General features: G+C 69.1%; 14 protein-coding genes. 6 read left to right on the top strand and 8 right to left on the bottom strand.

Annotation, left to right across the window (positions count from 1 at the left end; genetic code table 11):
• Positions 1 to 6 precede the first annotated feature (6 nt).
• From LIX00_RS22535 to LIX00_RS22520, 4 genes are all read right to left on the bottom strand, one after another.
• Positions 7 to 1,620, bottom strand: a complete 1,614-nt coding sequence (locus tag LIX00_RS22535) for a hydantoinase B/oxoprolinase family protein (protein ID WP_227356765.1) — start codon at positions 1,618 to 1,620, stop codon at positions 7 to 9.
• Complete coding sequence (locus tag LIX00_RS22530; RefSeq protein WP_227356764.1) at positions 1,617 to 3,623, bottom strand: hydantoinase/oxoprolinase family protein; 2,007 nt, start codon at positions 3,621 to 3,623, stop codon at positions 1,617 to 1,619. The genes LIX00_RS22535 and LIX00_RS22530 overlap by 4 nt, the downstream gene beginning before the upstream one ends.
• A complete protein-coding gene (locus tag LIX00_RS22525; RefSeq protein ID WP_227356763.1) occupies positions 3,624 to 4,847 on the bottom strand; it encodes an Nramp family divalent metal transporter in 1,224 nt (407 codons plus the stop codon).
• 107 nt (positions 4,848 to 4,954) lie between these two features.
• Positions 4,955 to 5,509: a ribbon-helix-helix protein, CopG family gene (locus LIX00_RS22520; protein ID WP_227356762.1), complete on the bottom strand. Its 555-nt coding sequence runs from the start codon at positions 5,507 to 5,509 to the stop codon at positions 4,955 to 4,957.
• 106 nt (positions 5,510 to 5,615) lie between these two features.
• On the opposite strand from LIX00_RS22520, the gene LIX00_RS22515 reads away from it, so the two are divergent.
• Together LIX00_RS22515 and LIX00_RS22510 are read left to right on the top strand one after the other, a co-directional pair.
• Entirely contained in the window at positions 5,616 to 6,914 is a 1,299-nt protein-coding gene (locus LIX00_RS22515; RefSeq protein ID WP_227356761.1) for a DUF2238 domain-containing protein, read from the top strand.
• A 224-nt stretch (positions 6,915 to 7,138) separates the two neighbouring features.
• The gene (locus LIX00_RS22510; RefSeq protein WP_227356760.1) at positions 7,139 to 7,483 is read left to right on the top strand and encodes a four-helix bundle copper-binding protein; all 345 of its coding nucleotides are present in this window, start codon (positions 7,139 to 7,141) and stop codon (positions 7,481 to 7,483) included.
• Between the two features lie 66 nt (positions 7,484 to 7,549).
• Here LIX00_RS22510 and LIX00_RS22505 read toward each other — a convergent pair whose 3' ends face one another.
• The gene (locus tag LIX00_RS22505) at positions 7,550 to 8,329 is read right to left on the bottom strand and encodes a DUF8832 domain-containing protein (protein ID WP_227356759.1); all 780 of its coding nucleotides are present in this window, start codon (positions 8,327 to 8,329) and stop codon (positions 7,550 to 7,552) included.
• 126 nt (positions 8,330 to 8,455) lie between these two features.
• Between LIX00_RS22505 and LIX00_RS22500 the strand changes: the two genes are divergently transcribed.
• From LIX00_RS22500 to LIX00_RS22490, 3 genes are all read left to right on the top strand, one after another.
• Entirely contained in the window at positions 8,456 to 9,703 is a 1,248-nt protein-coding gene (locus tag LIX00_RS22500; RefSeq protein WP_227356758.1) for an MFS transporter, read from the top strand.
• A gap of 84 nt (positions 9,704 to 9,787) precedes the next feature.
• Positions 9,788 to 11,386, top strand: a complete 1,599-nt coding sequence (locus tag LIX00_RS22495) for a long-chain-fatty-acid--CoA ligase (protein WP_227356757.1) — start codon at positions 9,788 to 9,790, stop codon at positions 11,384 to 11,386.
• A gap of 321 nt (positions 11,387 to 11,707) precedes the next feature.
• Complete coding sequence (locus LIX00_RS22490; protein ID WP_227356756.1) at positions 11,708 to 12,055, top strand: hypothetical protein; 348 nt, start codon at positions 11,708 to 11,710, stop codon at positions 12,053 to 12,055.
• Here LIX00_RS22490 and LIX00_RS22485 read toward each other — a convergent pair.
• The 3 genes from LIX00_RS22485 to LIX00_RS22475 form a co-directional block, all read right to left on the bottom strand.
• Entirely contained in the window at positions 12,039 to 12,887 is an 849-nt protein-coding gene (locus tag LIX00_RS22485) for a DUF3891 family protein (protein WP_227356755.1), read from the bottom strand. The two genes, LIX00_RS22490 and LIX00_RS22485, sit on opposite strands and share 17 nt — an antisense overlap.
• Before the next feature lie 59 nt (positions 12,888 to 12,946).
• Positions 12,947 to 13,417 carry a cupin domain-containing protein gene (locus LIX00_RS22480; protein WP_227356754.1) on the bottom strand — a complete coding sequence of 157 codons (471 nt, stop codon included), beginning with the start codon at positions 13,415 to 13,417 and terminating at the stop codon, positions 12,947 to 12,949.
• A gap of 159 nt (positions 13,418 to 13,576) precedes the next feature.
• Positions 13,577 to 15,124 (bottom strand): SagB/ThcOx family dehydrogenase, encoded by a 1,548-nt coding sequence (locus LIX00_RS22475; RefSeq protein ID WP_227356753.1) that lies wholly within the window; start codon positions 15,122 to 15,124, stop codon positions 13,577 to 13,579.
• A 145-nt stretch (positions 15,125 to 15,269) separates the two neighbouring features.
• Between LIX00_RS22475 and LIX00_RS22470 the strand changes: the two genes are divergently transcribed.
• A complete protein-coding gene (locus LIX00_RS22470) occupies positions 15,270 to 16,595 on the top strand; it encodes a sodium-dependent transporter (protein ID WP_227357176.1) in 1,326 nt (441 codons plus the stop codon).
• Positions 16,596 to 16,749: the final 154 nt, after the last annotated feature.

Here is a 16,749-nt window from a genome sequence, read left to right as displayed (position 1 = left end):
CCCGGTTCATTCCTCCCACCCCATCTTCCCGTCCGCGCGGTCGCGCTCGACGGCCTCCGGGTCGCGGTCCGCGGGCGAACCGTGCCCGCCGCCGCCCGGCGTCCGAACCGCGACCGTCGTTCCGGCGGACACGTCGCGCGTCGTCTTCGCCGGGACGACCTCGCCCCCGATGCGGTTCTCGCCCGTCGCGCCGTCCTCGCCGCCGGCGATGCCGCGCGGCGCGACCCGCCGCCGTTCCGTGAGCAGCGAGACCGTCGCGTCCGCCTCGACGGTGACGGAGCGGACGACGCCGAGGCCGCCCCGGCGTTCGCCGCGACCGCCGCTGTCCTCGCGGAGACCGTACTCCTCGACGAACAGGGGGTACTCGGCTTCGAGCGCCTCGACCGGCGTGTTCAGCGTGTTGGTCATCCCGACCTGCACGCCGTCCAATCCGTCCTTCGTCGGTCGGCCGCCGAACCCGCCCGCGATGGTCTCGTAGTAGGCGAAGCCGTCCTCGCCGCCCGAACGACTCCCGATGGTGAGGTTGTTCATCGTCCCCTGTCCCTGCGCCGGGACGCGGTCGGGGGCCGCCTCGGCGAACGCCGTGAACACGACGTCGGTGACCCGCTGGCTGGTTTCGACGTTGCCGCCGACGACCGCCGCCGGGGGACGGGGGTTCAACAGCGACCCCTCCGGCACCGAGACCGAGACGGGGTCGTAACAGCCCTGATTCGGCGGTATCTCGGGGTCGGTCACGCACCGGAGCACGAAGTACACCGCGCTCCTCGCCACCGCGACCGGCGCGTTGACGTTGCCCGCGACCTGCGGCGCGGTGCCGGCGAAGTCCACCTCGACGCGCTCGTCTTCGACCGTCACGGTCACCTCGACGGGAATCTCGTCGTCGGTCACCCCGTCGCCTTCCATCACGTCGCGCGCGCCGAACTCGCCGTTCGGCAGGTCGGAGAGCTCCGCGGTCACGCGGTCGCGCGAGTAGTCGATGACGGCGTCGAAGGCGGCGACGATTCGGTCCCGCCCGTGCTCGTCCACGAGGTCGCCCAGTCGCTCCTCGGCGCGCTCGTTCGCCGCGATCTGCGCGCGAACGTCCGCCCGGCGCTCGCCCGGGTTGCGGACGTTCGCCAGAAGGATGTTCATCACGTCGTCGTTCACCTCGCCGCCGTCGACCAGCCGAACCGGCGGCAGTCGGATGCCCTCCTGAAATATCTCCCGCGCTCCGGCGGGCATGCTTCCCGGCGTCATCCCGCCGACGTCGGCGTGGTGCGCGCGGGAGACGGCGTAGCCGAGCGTCTCCCCGTCGACGGCGATAGGCGACACCATCGTCACGTCGGGGAGGTGCGTACCGCCCTCGAACGGGTCGTTCAGGACGAACACGTCGCCCGGTCGCGGGTCGTACTCCAGCACCGTGTCCACCGCCTCGGGCATCGCGCCGAGGTGAACCGGGATGTGTTCGGCCTGCGCGACGAGGCGACCGTCGGCGTCGAAGAGGGCGGTCGAGCAGTCGCGTCGCTCCTTGATGTTCGGCGAGTACGAGGAGGTGACGAGCACCTGCCCCATCTCCTCGGCGACGCTCTCGAACTGGTTCCGCACGATTTCGAGCGTGACGGGGTCGACGTCGGGGCTCACTCGTCCCCACCTCCCGAGAGCGCGAGCGTTCCGTCCGCTCGCACCGACCCCGACCACCCCGGCGGCACCACGACCGTGCTCTCGTTCTGTTCGAGGACGGCCGGCCCCTCGACCGTCGCGCCCTCGCCGAGTCCGGTGCGGGCGAAGACGGGCGTCTCGCGGAACCGGTCGCCGAAGAACGCCTCCCGCGTTCCCTTCCGAGCCTCGCCCGAGTCGCGGTAGCTCACCGAGAGCGGTTCGCGCTCGACGACCGCCGTCGCCCGGAGGTTCACGAGTTCGACGGGGTCGTCCATCGCGTACCCGTAGGCGCTCTCGTGCGCCTCCCGGAAGCGGTCGGCCACGGCGCTCGCGTCGAACGCCCCGTCGACCGGCACGGTCAGTTCGAAGCTCTGGCCCACGTACCGCAGGTCGGCGGCGCGACGAACCTCCGCCGCATCGGGGGTCGCCACGTCCGCCAGCACGTCCTCCGTGAGGTCGTCGTACGTCGCCTCCACGTCGTCGAGCGCGACGTTCGCCAGCGGACTCCGGAGCGTGCGAACCGAGTCGTGTTTCTCGTCGGCGACGAGCAACCCGTAGGCGGAGAGGACGCCGCAGGCGTGCGGAACGACGACCGACTCCATGTCGAGGCTCTCGGCGAGCGCGGCGGCGTGCATCGGTCCCGCCCCGCCGAAGGCGACCAGTCCGAACCCTCGCGGGTCGTGCCCCCGCTCGACCGTGACCGAGCGGATGGCGCGGGTCATGTTCGCGTTGGCGATCCGGTACACCCCGCGGGCGGCGTCGAGCGCACCGTCCAGTCCCGCGTCGTCCGCCAGTCGCTCCAGCGCGCCGCGGGCCGCCTCGGCGTCGAGTTCGAGTTCGCCGCCGAGGGCCGAACTGCCGCCGATGTACCCCAGCACGACGTTCGCGTCGGTCACGGTCGGCTCCGTCCCGCCGCGTCCGTAGCAGGCCGGACCCGGGTTCGCCCCGGCGGAGCGCGGCCCGACGCGCAGGGCGTTCCCGGCGTCCACCCACGCGACCGACCCGCCGCCCGCGCCGACCGTGTTCACGTCCACCATCGGCGTCTTGATTGGCCGCCCGTTTATCTCGGCGTTCGTCGTCCGCTCGACCTCGCCGTCCCGGACGAGGCTCACGTCGCTGGAGGTGCCGCCCATGTCGAAGGTGACGAGGCCGTCGAGACCGCGCTCCCCGGCGGTCTCCGCGCCGCCGACGACGCCCGCCGCCGGACCGGACATCGTCGTGGTCACGGCGTGTTCACGCACCGTCTTCGCCGGGGCGATGCCGCCGTTCGCCTGCATGATTCGCGGCGCGGGAACGCCCCGCTCCTCGGCTCGTTCCTCGAGGCGACCGACGTAGGCGTCGATGGCCGGCGTGACGTAGGCGTCCACGACCGTCGTGGAGGTTCGTTCGTACTCGCGGAACTCCGCCAGCACCTCGTGGGACGCGGAGACGGGCGCGTCGAGTTCCTCGCGGAGGATTTCGGCGACGACCCGCTCGTTCTCGGGGTGCTGGTACGCGTGCAACAGACAGACCGCGACGCTCTCCGCGCCGCACCGCCGGATTTCCTCCGCGACGTCGCGGACCTCGCCTTCGTCGACGGGCCTGCGGACGCCGTCGACCGCGGTTCGCTCCGCGACCTCGAACCTGCGGCGGCGGGGGACGAGCGGCGCGGGCCTGTCGGTGTCGATGTCGTAGAGGTCGGGGCGGTTCTGCCGACCGATTTCGAGCACGTCGCGGAACCCCTCGGTCGTCACGAGCGCGGTCTTCGCGCCGCGCTCTTCGAGCAGGGCGTTCACGGAGACGGTCATCGCGTGGGCGAACGCGTCCACGTCGCTCGGGTCGATGCCCGCCTCCTCGCAGGCCTTCTCGATGCCGGCGAGGACGCCGACGCTCTGGTCGTCCGTGCTCGGCACCTTCGCCGTCACGAGTTCGTCGTCCGGCAACAGGAGCACCACGTCGGTGAAGGTGCCGCCGACGTCCACGCCGACGCGCGTTTCGCCGGTCACTCAGAACACCCCCAAATCCTGGCCGACGGTGTAGAGCGCGCGGAGGCCGAGCCAGATCACGATGACGGTGACGACGCCGCCGAGGACGTTCTGAACGGTGGTGTTCGTGTACTCGCCGAGCGCGCTGCGGTCGTTCATGGCGTAGATGAGGAACACCGCCACGACGGGAAGTAGTATCCCGTTGACGACCTGCGCGAACACGATGGCCTCGACCGGTTCGAGTCCGAGCGCGGAGAAGACGGTACCGACCCCGAGGATGGTCGCCCAGACGGCGCGGAAGCGCGTCGACTTCAGGTCGACGTCCCAGCCGAGCGCCCCCGCCGTCGCGTACGCGCCGGCGAGCGGCGCGGTCGTCGCGCTGGTGAACCCGGCGGCGAACAGCCCGATGCTGAACAGTATCGTCGCGTGGTCGCCGACGAGCGGCCGCAACTGCTCGGCCATCGTCCCCACGTCCTGAATCCGCGTTCCGGCGGGAAAGACCGCGGCCGCGGTGACGAGGATGGAGAGCGTGATGACCCCGCCGACGAGGATGGAGGCCACGGTGTCGGTTCTGGATTCGGGGAGGTCGTTCGGCCCGCCCCACCGCTCCTGCACGCTGCTCGCGTGCAAGAAGAGGTTGTAGCCGACGATGGTCGTCCCGATGAGGCCCGTGATGAGGAACGCCGACCCCGCGGGCGCTGACGGGACGAACCCGAGGACGAGGCGGTTCAGGTCGGGGCCGACGAGTATCGCGTCGACGATGAACGAGAACGCCATCACCCCGACGAGGGTGACCAGCGCGCGCTCGATGAGCTCGTACCGACCGCTCCACAGGAGCGCGCCGGCGCACAGCCCCATGAGGGGTCCCCAGAACGACGGGCCGATGCCCGTGACGGTCGCCAAGCCCGCCGCGCCGCCGAGGATGTTGCCGGCCTCGTACGCCGCCGTTCCGATACCGATGGCGCTCACGACGAGCGCCACGCTGAGAACCGACAGCGTCGGGTGGTCGAACTGGTCTCTGAGCGCCTCTCCGAGGCCCTGTCGGGTGACGACCCCCAACCGCGCACTCATCTCCTGGAGGATGATGGTGGCGACGATGGAGAAGGCGATGGTCCAGACGAGCGCGTAGCCGAACCGAGCGCCCGTCACGCTCGCGGTCGTGACCGTCCCGGGGCCGATGAACGCGGCGGCGACCATCGCGCCCGGCCCGATGGAACGGAGTCGATTGACGATGTTCGTTACCATAGCCGTGATATGCTGTCACAACCCACGGGTGGACTTAAAACCCGCCTAAGAACGCCGTGCATCGCGGTGCGCCGGAGTGTGAGGACGTGTGAACGAGTGTGAACCGTTCATCGGTCGCCCGGGCGAACTTCGGTGACGAGCACCTTCGAAACCCCCTCTTCCACTTCCAGTTCGAACGGAAGGCGCGCCGTGCTCAGTTCGACGAACCGCATCATGAACCACTTGACCGACTCGGTCGGAAAGACGACGTGGTAGGTGTCGCCCTCCGTCTCCCGAACCGTCAGGAACCCGCAGAACGAGAGCCAATCGAGGAGTTCGCCGAGCGACGCGAACCGGTGCTCGTACTCGCGGGCGTGGTACTCGGAGACCTTGTCCGCCAGTTTGAGGAACGCCGGGTCGGGGTCGCCGGACTCGTCCTCGACGTAGTTCAGAAAGCAGTGGAGAAAATCCACGTCGAGCAGGACGTGCTCGCCGCTCGACAGCATCTGGTGGTACGCTTCGAGGTTCGGTTCCGCGTCCGCCGTCGCCGCGTCGTAGTTCGCGGCGTAGAAGGTGAGCGCCTGCCTGACGAGTTCGCTCCGGGGTTTGTCGGCTCGCTTCACGAGACCGTCGAGCGCCGTCCGCGCGTCGTCGTCTAACGACACCGTGATGCGGTTCGTCATCGTCTCGTCTACTGCGGTCGAGCGCACTTATGGTTTCGTCTCCCGCCGAGTCCCGCGGCCGACGGGTCGACGCGCTCTTTTTGGTTCCCTCGCCCGTATCGCACCCATGGTCGGGAGCGGGACGCGCGAGGAGGGGGAAACGGACGAGGGGGTCGAACCCGGCGACGACGCGCTCGTCCCCCGGAACCGAAACGCCGTCGCGGCGTGGACGCTCGTCGCGGCCATCGCCGTCTCGGCGCTCGTGAGCGTCGTCGACGGCGACTACCTGTGGGCGGGGCTGGCGTTCGCGGCGGTCGCCATCGCGCTGGTGCCGGTCGCCGCGTATCGCAGCGCCACGGCGATGCTCCCGTGGGAGGCGCTCCTCTTCGTCGCCGCGCCGGTCGCCAACGTGTCGTTCGATTCGTTGCTCCCGCGTCCCGTCGCGGCGTTCCTCGCCGTCGCGGGGTTGGCGCTCGTCATCGCCGTCGAGTTGGACACGTTCACCGCGGTCGAGTTCTCCCCGGCGTTCGCGGTGCTCTTCGTCGTCACCGCGACCATGGCGACCGCCGGCACGTGGGCGGTCGTCCAGTGGGTCGCCGATCAGGCGCTCGGCACGCAGAACCTCCGGGGACTCAGCAGGGTGATGTGGTCGCTGCTCGCCGCGACCGGCGCGGGCGTCGCGGCCGGCGTGCTGTTCGACGCGTACTTTCGCCGCGTCGACACGGCGCGCTTCGGCTTCGACGCCGGCGGCGAGCGCAACCGACCGGACGGCGAGACCGTCGCGGAGCCCTCCGGCGGGCGGGGACGCCTCTCCGAGCGCCGCCAGCGACAGGTGGTTCGCGGGCTCCAACTCGTCCTCGTCGGCGTGTTGCTCGTCGGACTGTACGAGACGAACGTGGGCATCATCGTCAACGCGGCGATAGCGCTCGCGCTGATGGAACTCCCCGCGCTGCTCGAACGGAACCTCCGGTTGCCCATCGACGCCGGACTGACGCTCTGGATCGTCGTGCCGGTGTTCCTCCACGCGGTCGGTACCCTCGGACTGTACCAGTCGATAGGCCTGTGGGACCAACTCACCCACGCGCTCTCCTCGTCGCTCGTCGCCGCCGCCGGCTACACCACGGTGCGCGCGCTCGACATCCACGCCGACAGCGTCTACCTTCCGAAGAAGTTCATGGTCGTCTTCATCCTCGTGTTCACGCTGGCGTTCGGCGTGCTCTGGGAGCTTCTGGAGTTCGGACTCGACGGACTGGCGTCGATGACGAACACGGACAGCGTCCTCGCCCAGTACTCGCTATCGAACACGATGCTCGACTTGGTGTTCGACACCGTCGGCGGCGTCGCGGTCGCGATCTGGGGTGCGGCCCACCTCTCGAACGTCTCCGACGCGCTCGCCGCTCGGATGGACTCCGAGGGCGCGGACTGAGTCCCGTCCGAACGCCGCGCGGAACCCCCCGAGCGAGCGGCCCGACGACCGGACGTTCGACCGCGCGAACGCGGCGATTTACGAACGCGAAATCCGACCGCCGACTCGCCTTCGAATCCGAGATATGTACCGCGCTCCCTTCGGACATCGACGCGCTCGCGCCGACGAGTCGAACGACGTTGGCCTCAAACGGAAAAAGCGAGCGTCCCGTCTCTAGGAACGCTATGGCACTGAGCGAACTCGACCTCAACGACGACGCCGCGGAGTGCGTGGACAACTGTTTCGAGGCGGCGCAAGCCTGCGAGTGGTGCGCGGACGAGTGCGCCGGCGAAGGCGAGGAGATGGCCAAGTGTCTCCGGCTCTGTCGGGACGTGGCCGACCTCGCCACCCTCCACGCCCGGTTCATGGTCCGGAACTCGAACTACAGCGAGGAGCTCGCGGAAGCCTGCGCGGGCGCGTGCGAGGAGTGCGCGGAGGAGTGTTCGCGCCACGACGCCGAGCACTGTCAGGTCTGCGCCGACGTGCTCGAAGAGTGCGCCGAGAGCTGTCGTACCATGATCGCGTCGTAAACCGGTCGCACCCGAACGCGGACGGCGTTCCTTTTTTCGACGTCGAGAACCGCCCGAGCGTCGCGCTCACCCGTCGATGCGAACGTCGAACCGCGTGGTGACGAGGACGCCGTCCGGCTTGGCCTGGAAGAACAGCCGGTACCGCCCCGGCGTCGGAAAGCGCGCGTCGAACTCGACCCGACCGCTCTCGGGGTCGGTCGCCTCCGGGTGGACGTGCAGGTAGGCGAGGTCGCCCTCCCGAAGCGCGACGAGGTGGCCGAGCGCGCCGAGGTACTCGCCGAGCCGGGACACGCGCTCGCCGTCGCGGCGAACCTCGAACGCCAGTCGCGTCCGTTCGCCGGCGGCGATTCGGTCGGCGAGGAGTTCGACCGCGTACCCCTCGGCGGTCGCTCGCCGCGAGGAATCGGGGCGCGGTTCGACGGCGGTCGACCCCGGAGCGAACAGGTCGAACCCGAGCGTCGCGGGGCGACCGTCGGCGACGAAGTCCGCGAACGCGCGGTACGCGCCGGGTTCCGGCAGGGAAAAATCGCTCACGCGACACGTCCCGTCCCCGTCGACGGTCGGGTGGCGGTGCTGGAAGCGGGTCAGGTCGCGCCGGACGACGACGAGGTGGATGCGTTCGCCGTGCGCTTCCTCGAACTGGGTCACGACCCCGTCGTCGTCGCGGATTCGGAACGTCCAGTCGGTCGCGGTACCGGGTTCGAACCGCGTCTCCGTCGGTTCGAACCGAAATCCGTTCGCGGCGAGCGACAGTCCGCCCGGCGCGGCGTGCCCCTCCGGGCCGTAACCGCGCGGGTCCCCGTGCGACTCGTCTCCGTCGCCTCCGTGCTCCGAGCGTCCCCCCATACCGGTTCGTCGACGCCGACCGAGTTATTCGTTTCCTCGGTCGCGCGGCGGACTTCGATACCGGAGAGATTGGCGGCCATCCGCCCGTTTAACCGCCCGCCCGCCCACGTTCGACGCACAGCATCGATGTCGCCGAGTCGCCGGTCGGTCGTCGCTCACCTCCGGGACGGAGTGCGCGGACTTCGCGGCGACGGTCGGGGTCGGCTGCTCGCCGTCGTCGCGGTCGGGTGGGCGTTCACGCTCGGACTGCGCTTTCTCATCCCGCCCCTGCTGCCGCAGATAAAGGCCGCGTTCACCGTCTCCAACGCGACCGCCGGGCTGGCCATCACGGCGCTCTGGGTCGGCTACGCCCTGATGCAGTTCCCGGCCGGGGTGTTGATAGACCGAGTCGGCGAACGCGCGCTGCTCGCGGCGAGCCTCTGCCTCTCGGGGCTGAGCCTCTGCTTGATAGGCCTCTCCCCGGCGTTCGCCGTCTTCTTCGTCGGGGCCACCGCCTTCGGACTCGGTTCCGGACTGTACGGGCCGAGCCGAGGAACCGTGCTCTCGCGCGCGTTCACGCGGAGGGCGGGCGCGGCGTTCGGCGTCACGCTCGCCGCGGGAAGCGTCGGCTCCGCGGTGCTCCCCGGCGCTGCGACCGCCCTCGTCGGGCGGGTCGGGTGGCGACTCATCCTCGCCGGTCTCTCGGTACCGTTCTTCGCGGTCGCCGCGCTTGCGTGGCGAGTCGTCCCGGAGCGAACGTCCGAGGAGGCGAACCCCAGCGCGGAGACGGACGCCGAGGGAGACGCCCCGCGTTCGACCCGCCTCCTCCGGAACGTGGCCGGAACGCTCTCCGACCGGTCGGTGTTCGCCTCGTCCGCCGCCGTCGGTCTCCTCCTGTTCGTCTTTCAGGGCCTAACCGCGTTCCTGCCGACGTACCTCGAACAGGTCAAGGGACTCGACCAGCGGACCGCGGCGCTCCTCTACGGACTCATGTTCGTCGCGGGGGCGCTCTCGCAGTTGGTGGCGGGTAACGCCGCCGACCGCGTCGGGGTCAAACCCGTCCTCCTCGTCGTCACCGCCGTCGGCGTCGTCACGCCGGTCGCGCTCACGCTCGCGTCGGGGGTGGCGGCGCTCGCGGTCGTCGTCGCGGTTCTCGGGACGCGGATGGCCATCGCGCCCGTCACGAACGCCTACATCGTCGGGGCGCTCCCCGACCACGTCGAGGGGGCCGCGTGGGGGTTCCTCCGCACCGGCTTCTTCCTCGTCGGGTCGGCCGGTTCCACGTTCGTCGGCCTCTTCGCCGACGCGAACCGCTTCGACGCCGCGTTCCTCGCGCTGGCGGCGCTCTCGGCCGTCGCGCTCGGTTGCTACGCGGTGCTCCCCGGAGAGGGGTAGCGACGGGCGAGCCGGACACTGAGAAGTGATAACACGAGGCGAAATACTTACCCCGTCCCCCGGAAATGACTCGAACGACGGTTCATGAAGACGGAAATGACCACGCTGGACTTCCTCGACCGCGCCGTCGACTGCTACGACGACGTCGTCGGCGTCATCGCTGACGACGGCACGGAGTACACGTACGGGGAGTTCAACGAACGGGTAAATCGTCTGTCGAACGCGCTGGCCGACCTCGGTATCGGGCGGGGAGACCGCGTGGCGATGCTCGCCTCGAACACGCACTACTTCCTCGAATCGCTGTACGCGACCAACCAACTCGGCGCGGTGTACGTCCCGATGAACTACCGCCTCGTCCCCGAGGACTACGAGTACATCCTCGACGATTGCGAGGCATCGGTCGTCATCGCCGACTACGACTTCGCCGACAAGATAGAGGCGGTGCGGGACTCGGTCCCGGCGGAGCGGTTCGTCGGGTACGAGGCCGACCGAATCGACGGCGACTGGCTCGATTACGCGACCCTCGTGGACGACGCCTCCTCGGAACCGCCGGAGCGCCCGGACATCTCCGAGGACGACGACGCGAGCATCAACTACACCTCGGGGACGACCGGCGACCCGAAGGGCGTCGTCAGAACTCACCGAACCGAGCACTGGCACGCGCTCGTGCTCAACCAGCACATGGAGATACGCGACGACGACACGTACCTCTGGACGCTGCCGATGTTCCACTGCAACGGCTGGGGCCACACCTACGCCATCACGGGAACCGGCGGCACGCACGTCTGCCTGCGGAAGTTCACGCCCGAGCGAACGCTCTCGAAGGTGCGCGACTACGACGTCTCGTTCATGTGCGGCGCGCCGACCGTGCTCAACCGCATCATCGCGCACTACGACGAGAATCCCGAGGTCGAGACGACGGGCGACCGCGACGTTCGCATCGCCACCGCCGGGAGCGCGCCCGCGACGGCGACCATCGAGACCATCGAGGACGACATCGGCTGGCGCATCATCCACATCTACGGACTGACCGAGACCGCGCCTATCATCACGACGTCGAACTCCCCCCGCCGACTGGCCGAGCGCGGGCGCTCGCTCAAGGTGAAACAGGGGAGCGAGACGCTCTGCACCGACGTGCGCGTCGTCGACGAGGACGGCGAGGACGTCCCCCGCGACGGCGAGACGATGGGCGAGATAGTCGTGCAGGGTAATCAGGTGATGGACCGCTACCTCAACAAGCCGGAGGCGACCGAGGAGGCGTTCAACGACCGCCTTCCGGGCTACTTCCACACGGGCGACCTCGCCACCATCGACGAGGACGGGATGGTCGCCATCCAGGACAGGAAGAAGGACATCATCATCTCCGGAGGCGAGAACGTCTCCTCGATAGCGGTCGAGGACCACCTCTACGACCACCCCGACGTCGCCAAGGCGGCGGTCATCCCCACCCCGAGCGAGGAGTGGGGCGAGATGGTGACGGCCATCGTCGTGCCGAAAGCCGGCGCGGAGCTATCGAAAGACGGCGTCGAGGAGTTCTGCCGCGAACGGATGGCCGGCTACAAGGTCCCGCGGGAGATCCTGATTCAGGACGACCTCCCCGAGACGGCGACCGGGAAGGTACAGAAGTACCAACTGCGCCAGGAGTTCTGGGAGGACGAGGAGCGACTCATCGGCGAAGGATAATCGCTTTCCCGCGCCGCCTTCGGTTCGGCGGCTACCCGCCGGTCGCGTCTCGCGCGCGGAAAACGAACAATCGGCGGGAGCAGGGAGGGGTGTGAGGGATCTGTTAGCAAACGCGCAAGGCACTCTCTACCATGATACCGTGAGTGTTCTCCCTGCGCTCGCACGTTTCGGCACGAAAATAGAGTAGCTGACGGCGGTTATGCGAATCGATTTTTACGGCCGATCCTCGCTCGCCGCGACCTCTCGGGCACGGCCCGTCGGTCGTACCCCTCCGTCGGCCGCCGCGAGACCTCGAAGCGCTATCCGCCGGACCGGTACTCGATGGTCCCACTTCGCGTCCTTTCGCGCGACCGCTTTTCCGCTCACCGCGACGAGGAAGTACGGTCCCCCGTCGCTCTTCGGGTCGACGTTCGGGAACCGCGTATCGGCGGTCACCTTCAAGTCGAAGTCGCGGTAACCGCCGTTCTCCCCGCCGACTCGTTACCGAACTTCACGTTCGCGATGCGACCCGACCCGCCCTTGACCTCCGTCTTCTGCGGCGTGCTCGGCTCTATCCACATCTCGGTCGTCGTCGACGAACTCGTGTCGTCCCGAAAATCCCTCCGCCGGTTTCGGGGCGAACAACTCGAATTCACCGCGCGTCCCCGCCCCCTCACCGGCGGAGGGTGAACGTCACCGTTTCGCGCTCGCTTCCGTAGTAGGCTCGAACCAGTCCGTCTTCCCCGTCGAAGTCGCTCTTCGAAACGGTTCGCGCCGGCACCGAGACGCGGACGGGCGACTCCTCGAACGGCCACGGCTCCACCCGGAACTCGTCCCCGCCGAGCGCGGCGATGGACAGGGTCTCGTCCGGCGCGCCGGGGGCCGTCGGCACCGCGCCGATGGGGTCGTAGCCGGGCGGCGATTCGGTGGTGCAGAACGAGAGCGACAGGGTGTCCCACGCCTGCAGGAGTTTGTAATCGAACCAGAGGCGTCCGTCGTAGTCCTCGGGCGGCGTTCCGCGCTCGTGGAGCGCCGCGAGGAACGACTCGTCCGCCTCGGAGAGCCACCCGTGGCGATTCGCGTCGCGCAGTTCGGCGAGGAGTCGTTCCTGGCGCTCCTCCTGCCGGCGGACGAACGCCGCGAACTCGGACGACAGGTCGGGCATCGACGGGGAGAGGCCGTACCGCCGGCGACGGAGGCCGGTCCCGTGCATCGACACCACGAGACCCGCGTACGGGTCCATCTCGACGACGTTGTCGACGCCCCGATCGTAGCAGTCGATCCACGCGTCCGCCGGTATCCGTGTGAACCCGATCGGTTCGCCGTCCTCGTCGAGGTGGGGGTGAAGGTCGTACTCCCACCAGCCGTTATCGTGGGTGTACGCCGCGAGCACCATCGGCGGGGACGGTTTCGGGCGCTCGACCTCGTCGTTTCCCCAGCGTTCGGCGAACTGCCCCGACAGGTCGGCGTGGTCGGGCTGCGTGATGAACCGATAGCTGTTCTCCCGCTCGGCGACTATCATGGTCTCGGATTCCACGGGCGGGCAGAAAAAGGCGGTCGCCGACCCCGTCGTCGGGCCCGTTACTCGACGTTCGGTTCCGGGCCGACGGTGACGACGTCCGTGCCGAACGGCTCCAGCGGTTCCTCGAACGTGGCGGTCAACTCGTTGCTCGGGAATATCCCGAGGACGTGCGCGGTCTCGTCGCCGACGTTCCGCAGGCCGTGCGGAGCGTCGACCGGAACGACGGTCACCTCGCCCGCCGCAAGTTCGATCGTCTCGTCGCCGACGGTCGCTTCCACCCGCCCGGCGGTCACGTGGAGCAGTTCCTCGGCGCTGTCGCGGTGAGTCGGGAGATAGTTGCCGGGTTCGAGTTCGATGCAGACCATCATCAGACTCTCGCCGGCGACCTCCCCCGCCCCCGGCGTCCCGGGCGAGAGCGGGAAGTACCCGCGCAGTCGGGCGCGCTCGTCGCCCTCTTGCCACACGTCGGCTCCGTCGAAGCGGTAGAGTTCGACGCTTCGAAGCGTTTCTTCTCGTGTTTTCGGTGTCATGTTTTCCCCCTCCGATGCGGCCGGAGCACTACACGCCGGCGGAACGAAACCGCCGGTGTGGTACTCAGTAACACGGTACGCTCGCCCGAATCATGACCGTTTCGACGGGGACGTCGGCGCGGAAACCCCGAGGCGAGTACCGTCGTCGCCCGGCGGGGGTCACGCCGGTCGCCCGAGCGCGTAGAGGAACATCGGCGTCTGGCCCGCCGCGCGCGGCGAGAGGAACTCGGCAACCGCGTCGTCGTAGAAGGTCAGTCCGGTGCCGCCGAGGTCGCGGTGCGCGTAGGTGGCGAGGTAGAGGTTGCCGCCGGCGAGCGCGGCTTCGAGTTGGGCGACGCGGTAACCCCGGCTTCCGAGTCGGTCGGTGACGGCGTCGAGGTCGGCCAGAAAGTACGCGCAGACGGCCGCGTCCGCGCCGAGTCGCTGGTCGAGCGCGAGGTGTCCGGCCTCCGTCCGGCACTCTCCGGCTTTGAGTCGTTCCAGTTCACCGGCCTCGGGGTGGTAGTGGTACGCGCCGGGGTCGACGCTTTCGACCCCGTTTACCAGCAGGTAACAGTCGACGTACTGGAGCGCACCGTCGGCGCGCCGCACGTCGAGGGGAACGCCGCTCACGGCCCGGTCGAGGACGGTCGACACCTTCCGGAAGTTGAGGTCGTCGCGCGCGAACTCCCGGCAGGAACCCCGGCGGGTTATCGTCCCGTGGAGCGGCACCTTCGAGGCTCGCTCCGGGCCGACGGGTTCGAGGGGGACGCGCTCGCCGTCCCCCGCCTCGCGGGTCAGCGGTTCGCGGGGTGCCCGTTCGCGCCAGTCGCGGGCGGCGTCTCCGTCCGGGAGCGACGAACCGACGTAGGCCTCGCGGATGAGCGGGTGGTCGACGACGCGCTCCGAGAGCGGTTCCGTCTCGGGGTCGATCGTTCGTACCGGGGGTGCGTCGGGGGCGGGCGCGCCGGAGCCGACGGGGACGAGTTCGAGCGGCGCTTCCTCGGCGGTGTCGAGGCCGAGCAGCGCGGCCACCTCCTCGTCGGCGAAACCGGTCACGACGTCGGCGGGGAGTTCGAGCGCGCGGGCGACCGTCGCGAGGTTCGCCAGGACGGTTCCGGAGTCCCAGAACGCGTGGCGGTAGGTTCGGTCGCCGTACTTCCACGCGTTCCGCCACCACGTCGAGGTGGCGACGAACGCGACCGGGGCGTCGGAAACGTGCGCTTCGCCGCCGCTGGCCGCGGCGAGGACGCCCCGGAAATCGCCCTCGCGGAGCGCGTCGAGCGAGAGGGTCGTCGGGTCGAAGTGGTACACGCCGGGGTCGACGCCCTCGACGCCCTCGCCGACGACGGGGTAGAGGTCGACGTGATACAGTTTCCCGGTACACGAGGCCGCCCGGTAGCGGGCCGTGTCCCTCCGGAGCGGCGACCGCGACGGAATCGGGAGTTCGCGCGTGACGCCCGCGGCGTAGTAGCAGAGTTGCGTGAGAATCTCGCGGTCGACGGCCGGATTCGTTCCTTCGCCCGCGTCCGAAACCCGCCAGCGAAGCGCCGAGAGCGTCGGCAGTTGGGGCGGTCGAACGGACCGGGCGAGCCCCACCCGCGGGACGTCGGCGTACGTCTTGTACGGCGTCGGCTGGTTCTCCCAATCCAATCGACCGCCGCCGACGCTCTCCGGCGAGTGTTTCGTCCGCTCGTGGTACTCGGTCGCGTTCACTCCCTCGGTCATGCCTCACCGTAGCACGGCCAGCGGTAAAAGACCGGCCGGAGCGGCCTCTGTTTCGAAGAATCGGCCAATATCGATATTATTAATTTTCGCCATCGATCATTATATGCCACAAAGTACCAATGATACGTCGGGGCTAACCGGTCGAATCCCCGGCCGCGAGCACTGGGGGTCGCGGCTCGGTTTCATCGCGGCGGCGATAGGGAGCGCGGTGGGGCTCGGCAACGTATGGCGCTTTCCGTACGAAGCCGCGAGCCACGGCGGTTCCGCGTTCCTGCTCGCCGACTTCGTCGCGGTCCTGCTCATCGGACTTCCCGCGATGCTGGCGGAGTTCACCATGGGGCGACGGACGCACCGGAACGTCGTCGACGCCTTTGGGGCCGGCGGCCGGGCGTGGAAGGCGGCCGGCGCGCTCGCCGCCGTGACGTCGTTCTGGGTCGTGGCGTACTACAGCGTCGTCGGCGGTTGGGTGATGCGCTACCTGTTCGAAAGCCCGACCGGGGCGTACTTCGCCAGACCGGCCGCGCACTTCGAGGCGGCCGCCGCCGGCGCGGACGCGCTGTTCTACGGGGCGCTCTTCCTCCTCGTCACCGTCGGAATCGTGGCGTTCGGCATCGAGCGCGGCATCGAACTGGCGACCAAAATCATGGTTCCCGCCATCGTCCTCCTGATGGTCGCGCTCGCGCTCTACGCCGGAACCCTCCCGGGAGCGGCCGCCGGGTACCGGTACTTCCTCGAACCCGACTTCCAGTACCTCTTCTCGAACCTCGACACCCTCATCCCCGCCGCGGTCGGGGAAGTGTTGTTCACCCTGTCCCTCGGCTCGGGCATCATGATAACCTACGCGTCGTACGTCGAGGACTCCGAGAGCCTCGTCACCGACGGAATCGCCATCGTCGTCGTGAACACGCTCGTCGGCTACCTCGCCGGTCTCATCGTGTTTCCCCTGCTCTTCGCGCAGGGCGTGCGGCCCGGCGAGGCGGGGGCCGGCGCCATCTTCGTCAGCATCGCGAACGCCTTCCGGACGCTTCCGGCGGGGGAGGCGCTCGGCGTCGTGTTCTACCTCGTCGTCCTCATCGCGGCCGTCTCGTCGTCCATCAGCCTGCTCGAGATTCCCACGGCGTACTTCGTCGATAACTACCCGGTTCGGCGACCGGTGGTCGCCGGGGTGCTCGGCGTCGCCGCGTTCCTCCTCGGCGTTCCGACCGCGCTGAACACGGCAACGCTCGAACTGTTCGATTCGGTCGCCAGCGAGGTGTTGCTCCCGTCCGGCATCTTCCTCGTCACGGTGTTCGTCGGCTGGAACTACGGTCGGGAAGCGATGGCCGAACTCGGCGAGGGGCTCCACGAGCGATTCCTGCCGCGGTACTGGCTGTGGCACGTTCGCATCGTCGTCCTCCTCGCGGTGGGGATGACGCTCATCATCAGCGTCTCGTCGTTCATCGACGCGAACGTCGTCCAGTCCCTCTGGTAGCCGAGTTCGATACCGAGGACGAACCCGCCTCGTCCGAACCGTCGCGCACCGCGTCCGAGGAGCGACGGTTACGGCTGGAACGCTCGGGAACGACGAACGAGCGCATTCGGAGCTATCCCGCCTCCGAAACCGCGATCCTGAGGCTCGCCGGCGG

The sequence above is a fragment of the Haladaptatus salinisoli genome (genome assembly GCF_020614375.1).
Taxonomy (GTDB): Archaea; Halobacteriota; Halobacteria; order Halobacteriales; family Haladaptataceae; genus Haladaptatus; species Haladaptatus salinisoli.
The sequence above is the reverse complement of the archived record's forward strand: the minus strand, read 5'-3'. Positions and strand labels throughout refer to the sequence as shown.

Coding starts and splice junctions, on each gene's coding strand:
- LIX00_RS22525 (WP_227356763.1), bottom strand. CDS start 4,847: ATGGTAACGAACATCGTCAATCGACTCCGTTCCATCGGGCCGGGCGCG.
- LIX00_RS22520 (WP_227356762.1), bottom strand. CDS start 5,509: ATGACGAACCGCATCACGGTGTCGTTAGACGACGACGCGCGGACGGCG.
- LIX00_RS22515 (WP_227356761.1), top strand. CDS start 5,616: ATGGTCGGGAGCGGGACGCGCGAGGAGGGGGAAACGGACGAGGGGGTC.
- LIX00_RS22510 (WP_227356760.1), top strand. CDS start 7,139: ATGGCACTGAGCGAACTCGACCTCAACGACGACGCCGCGGAGTGCGTG.
- LIX00_RS22505 (WP_227356759.1), bottom strand. CDS start 8,329: ATGGGGGGACGCTCGGAGCACGGAGGCGACGGAGACGAGTCGCACGGG.
- LIX00_RS22500 (WP_227356758.1), top strand. CDS start 8,456: ATGTCGCCGAGTCGCCGGTCGGTCGTCGCTCACCTCCGGGACGGAGTG.
- LIX00_RS22495 (WP_227356757.1), top strand. CDS start 9,788: ATGAAGACGGAAATGACCACGCTGGACTTCCTCGACCGCGCCGTCGAC.
- LIX00_RS22490 (WP_227356756.1), top strand. CDS start 11,708: ATGGTCCCACTTCGCGTCCTTTCGCGCGACCGCTTTTCCGCTCACCGC.
- LIX00_RS22485 (WP_227356755.1), bottom strand. CDS start 12,887: ATGATAGTCGCCGAGCGGGAGAACAGCTATCGGTTCATCACGCAGCCC.
- LIX00_RS22480 (WP_227356754.1), bottom strand. CDS start 13,417: ATGACACCGAAAACACGAGAAGAAACGCTTCGAAGCGTCGAACTCTAC.
- LIX00_RS22475 (WP_227356753.1), bottom strand. CDS start 15,124: ATGACCGAGGGAGTGAACGCGACCGAGTACCACGAGCGGACGAAACAC.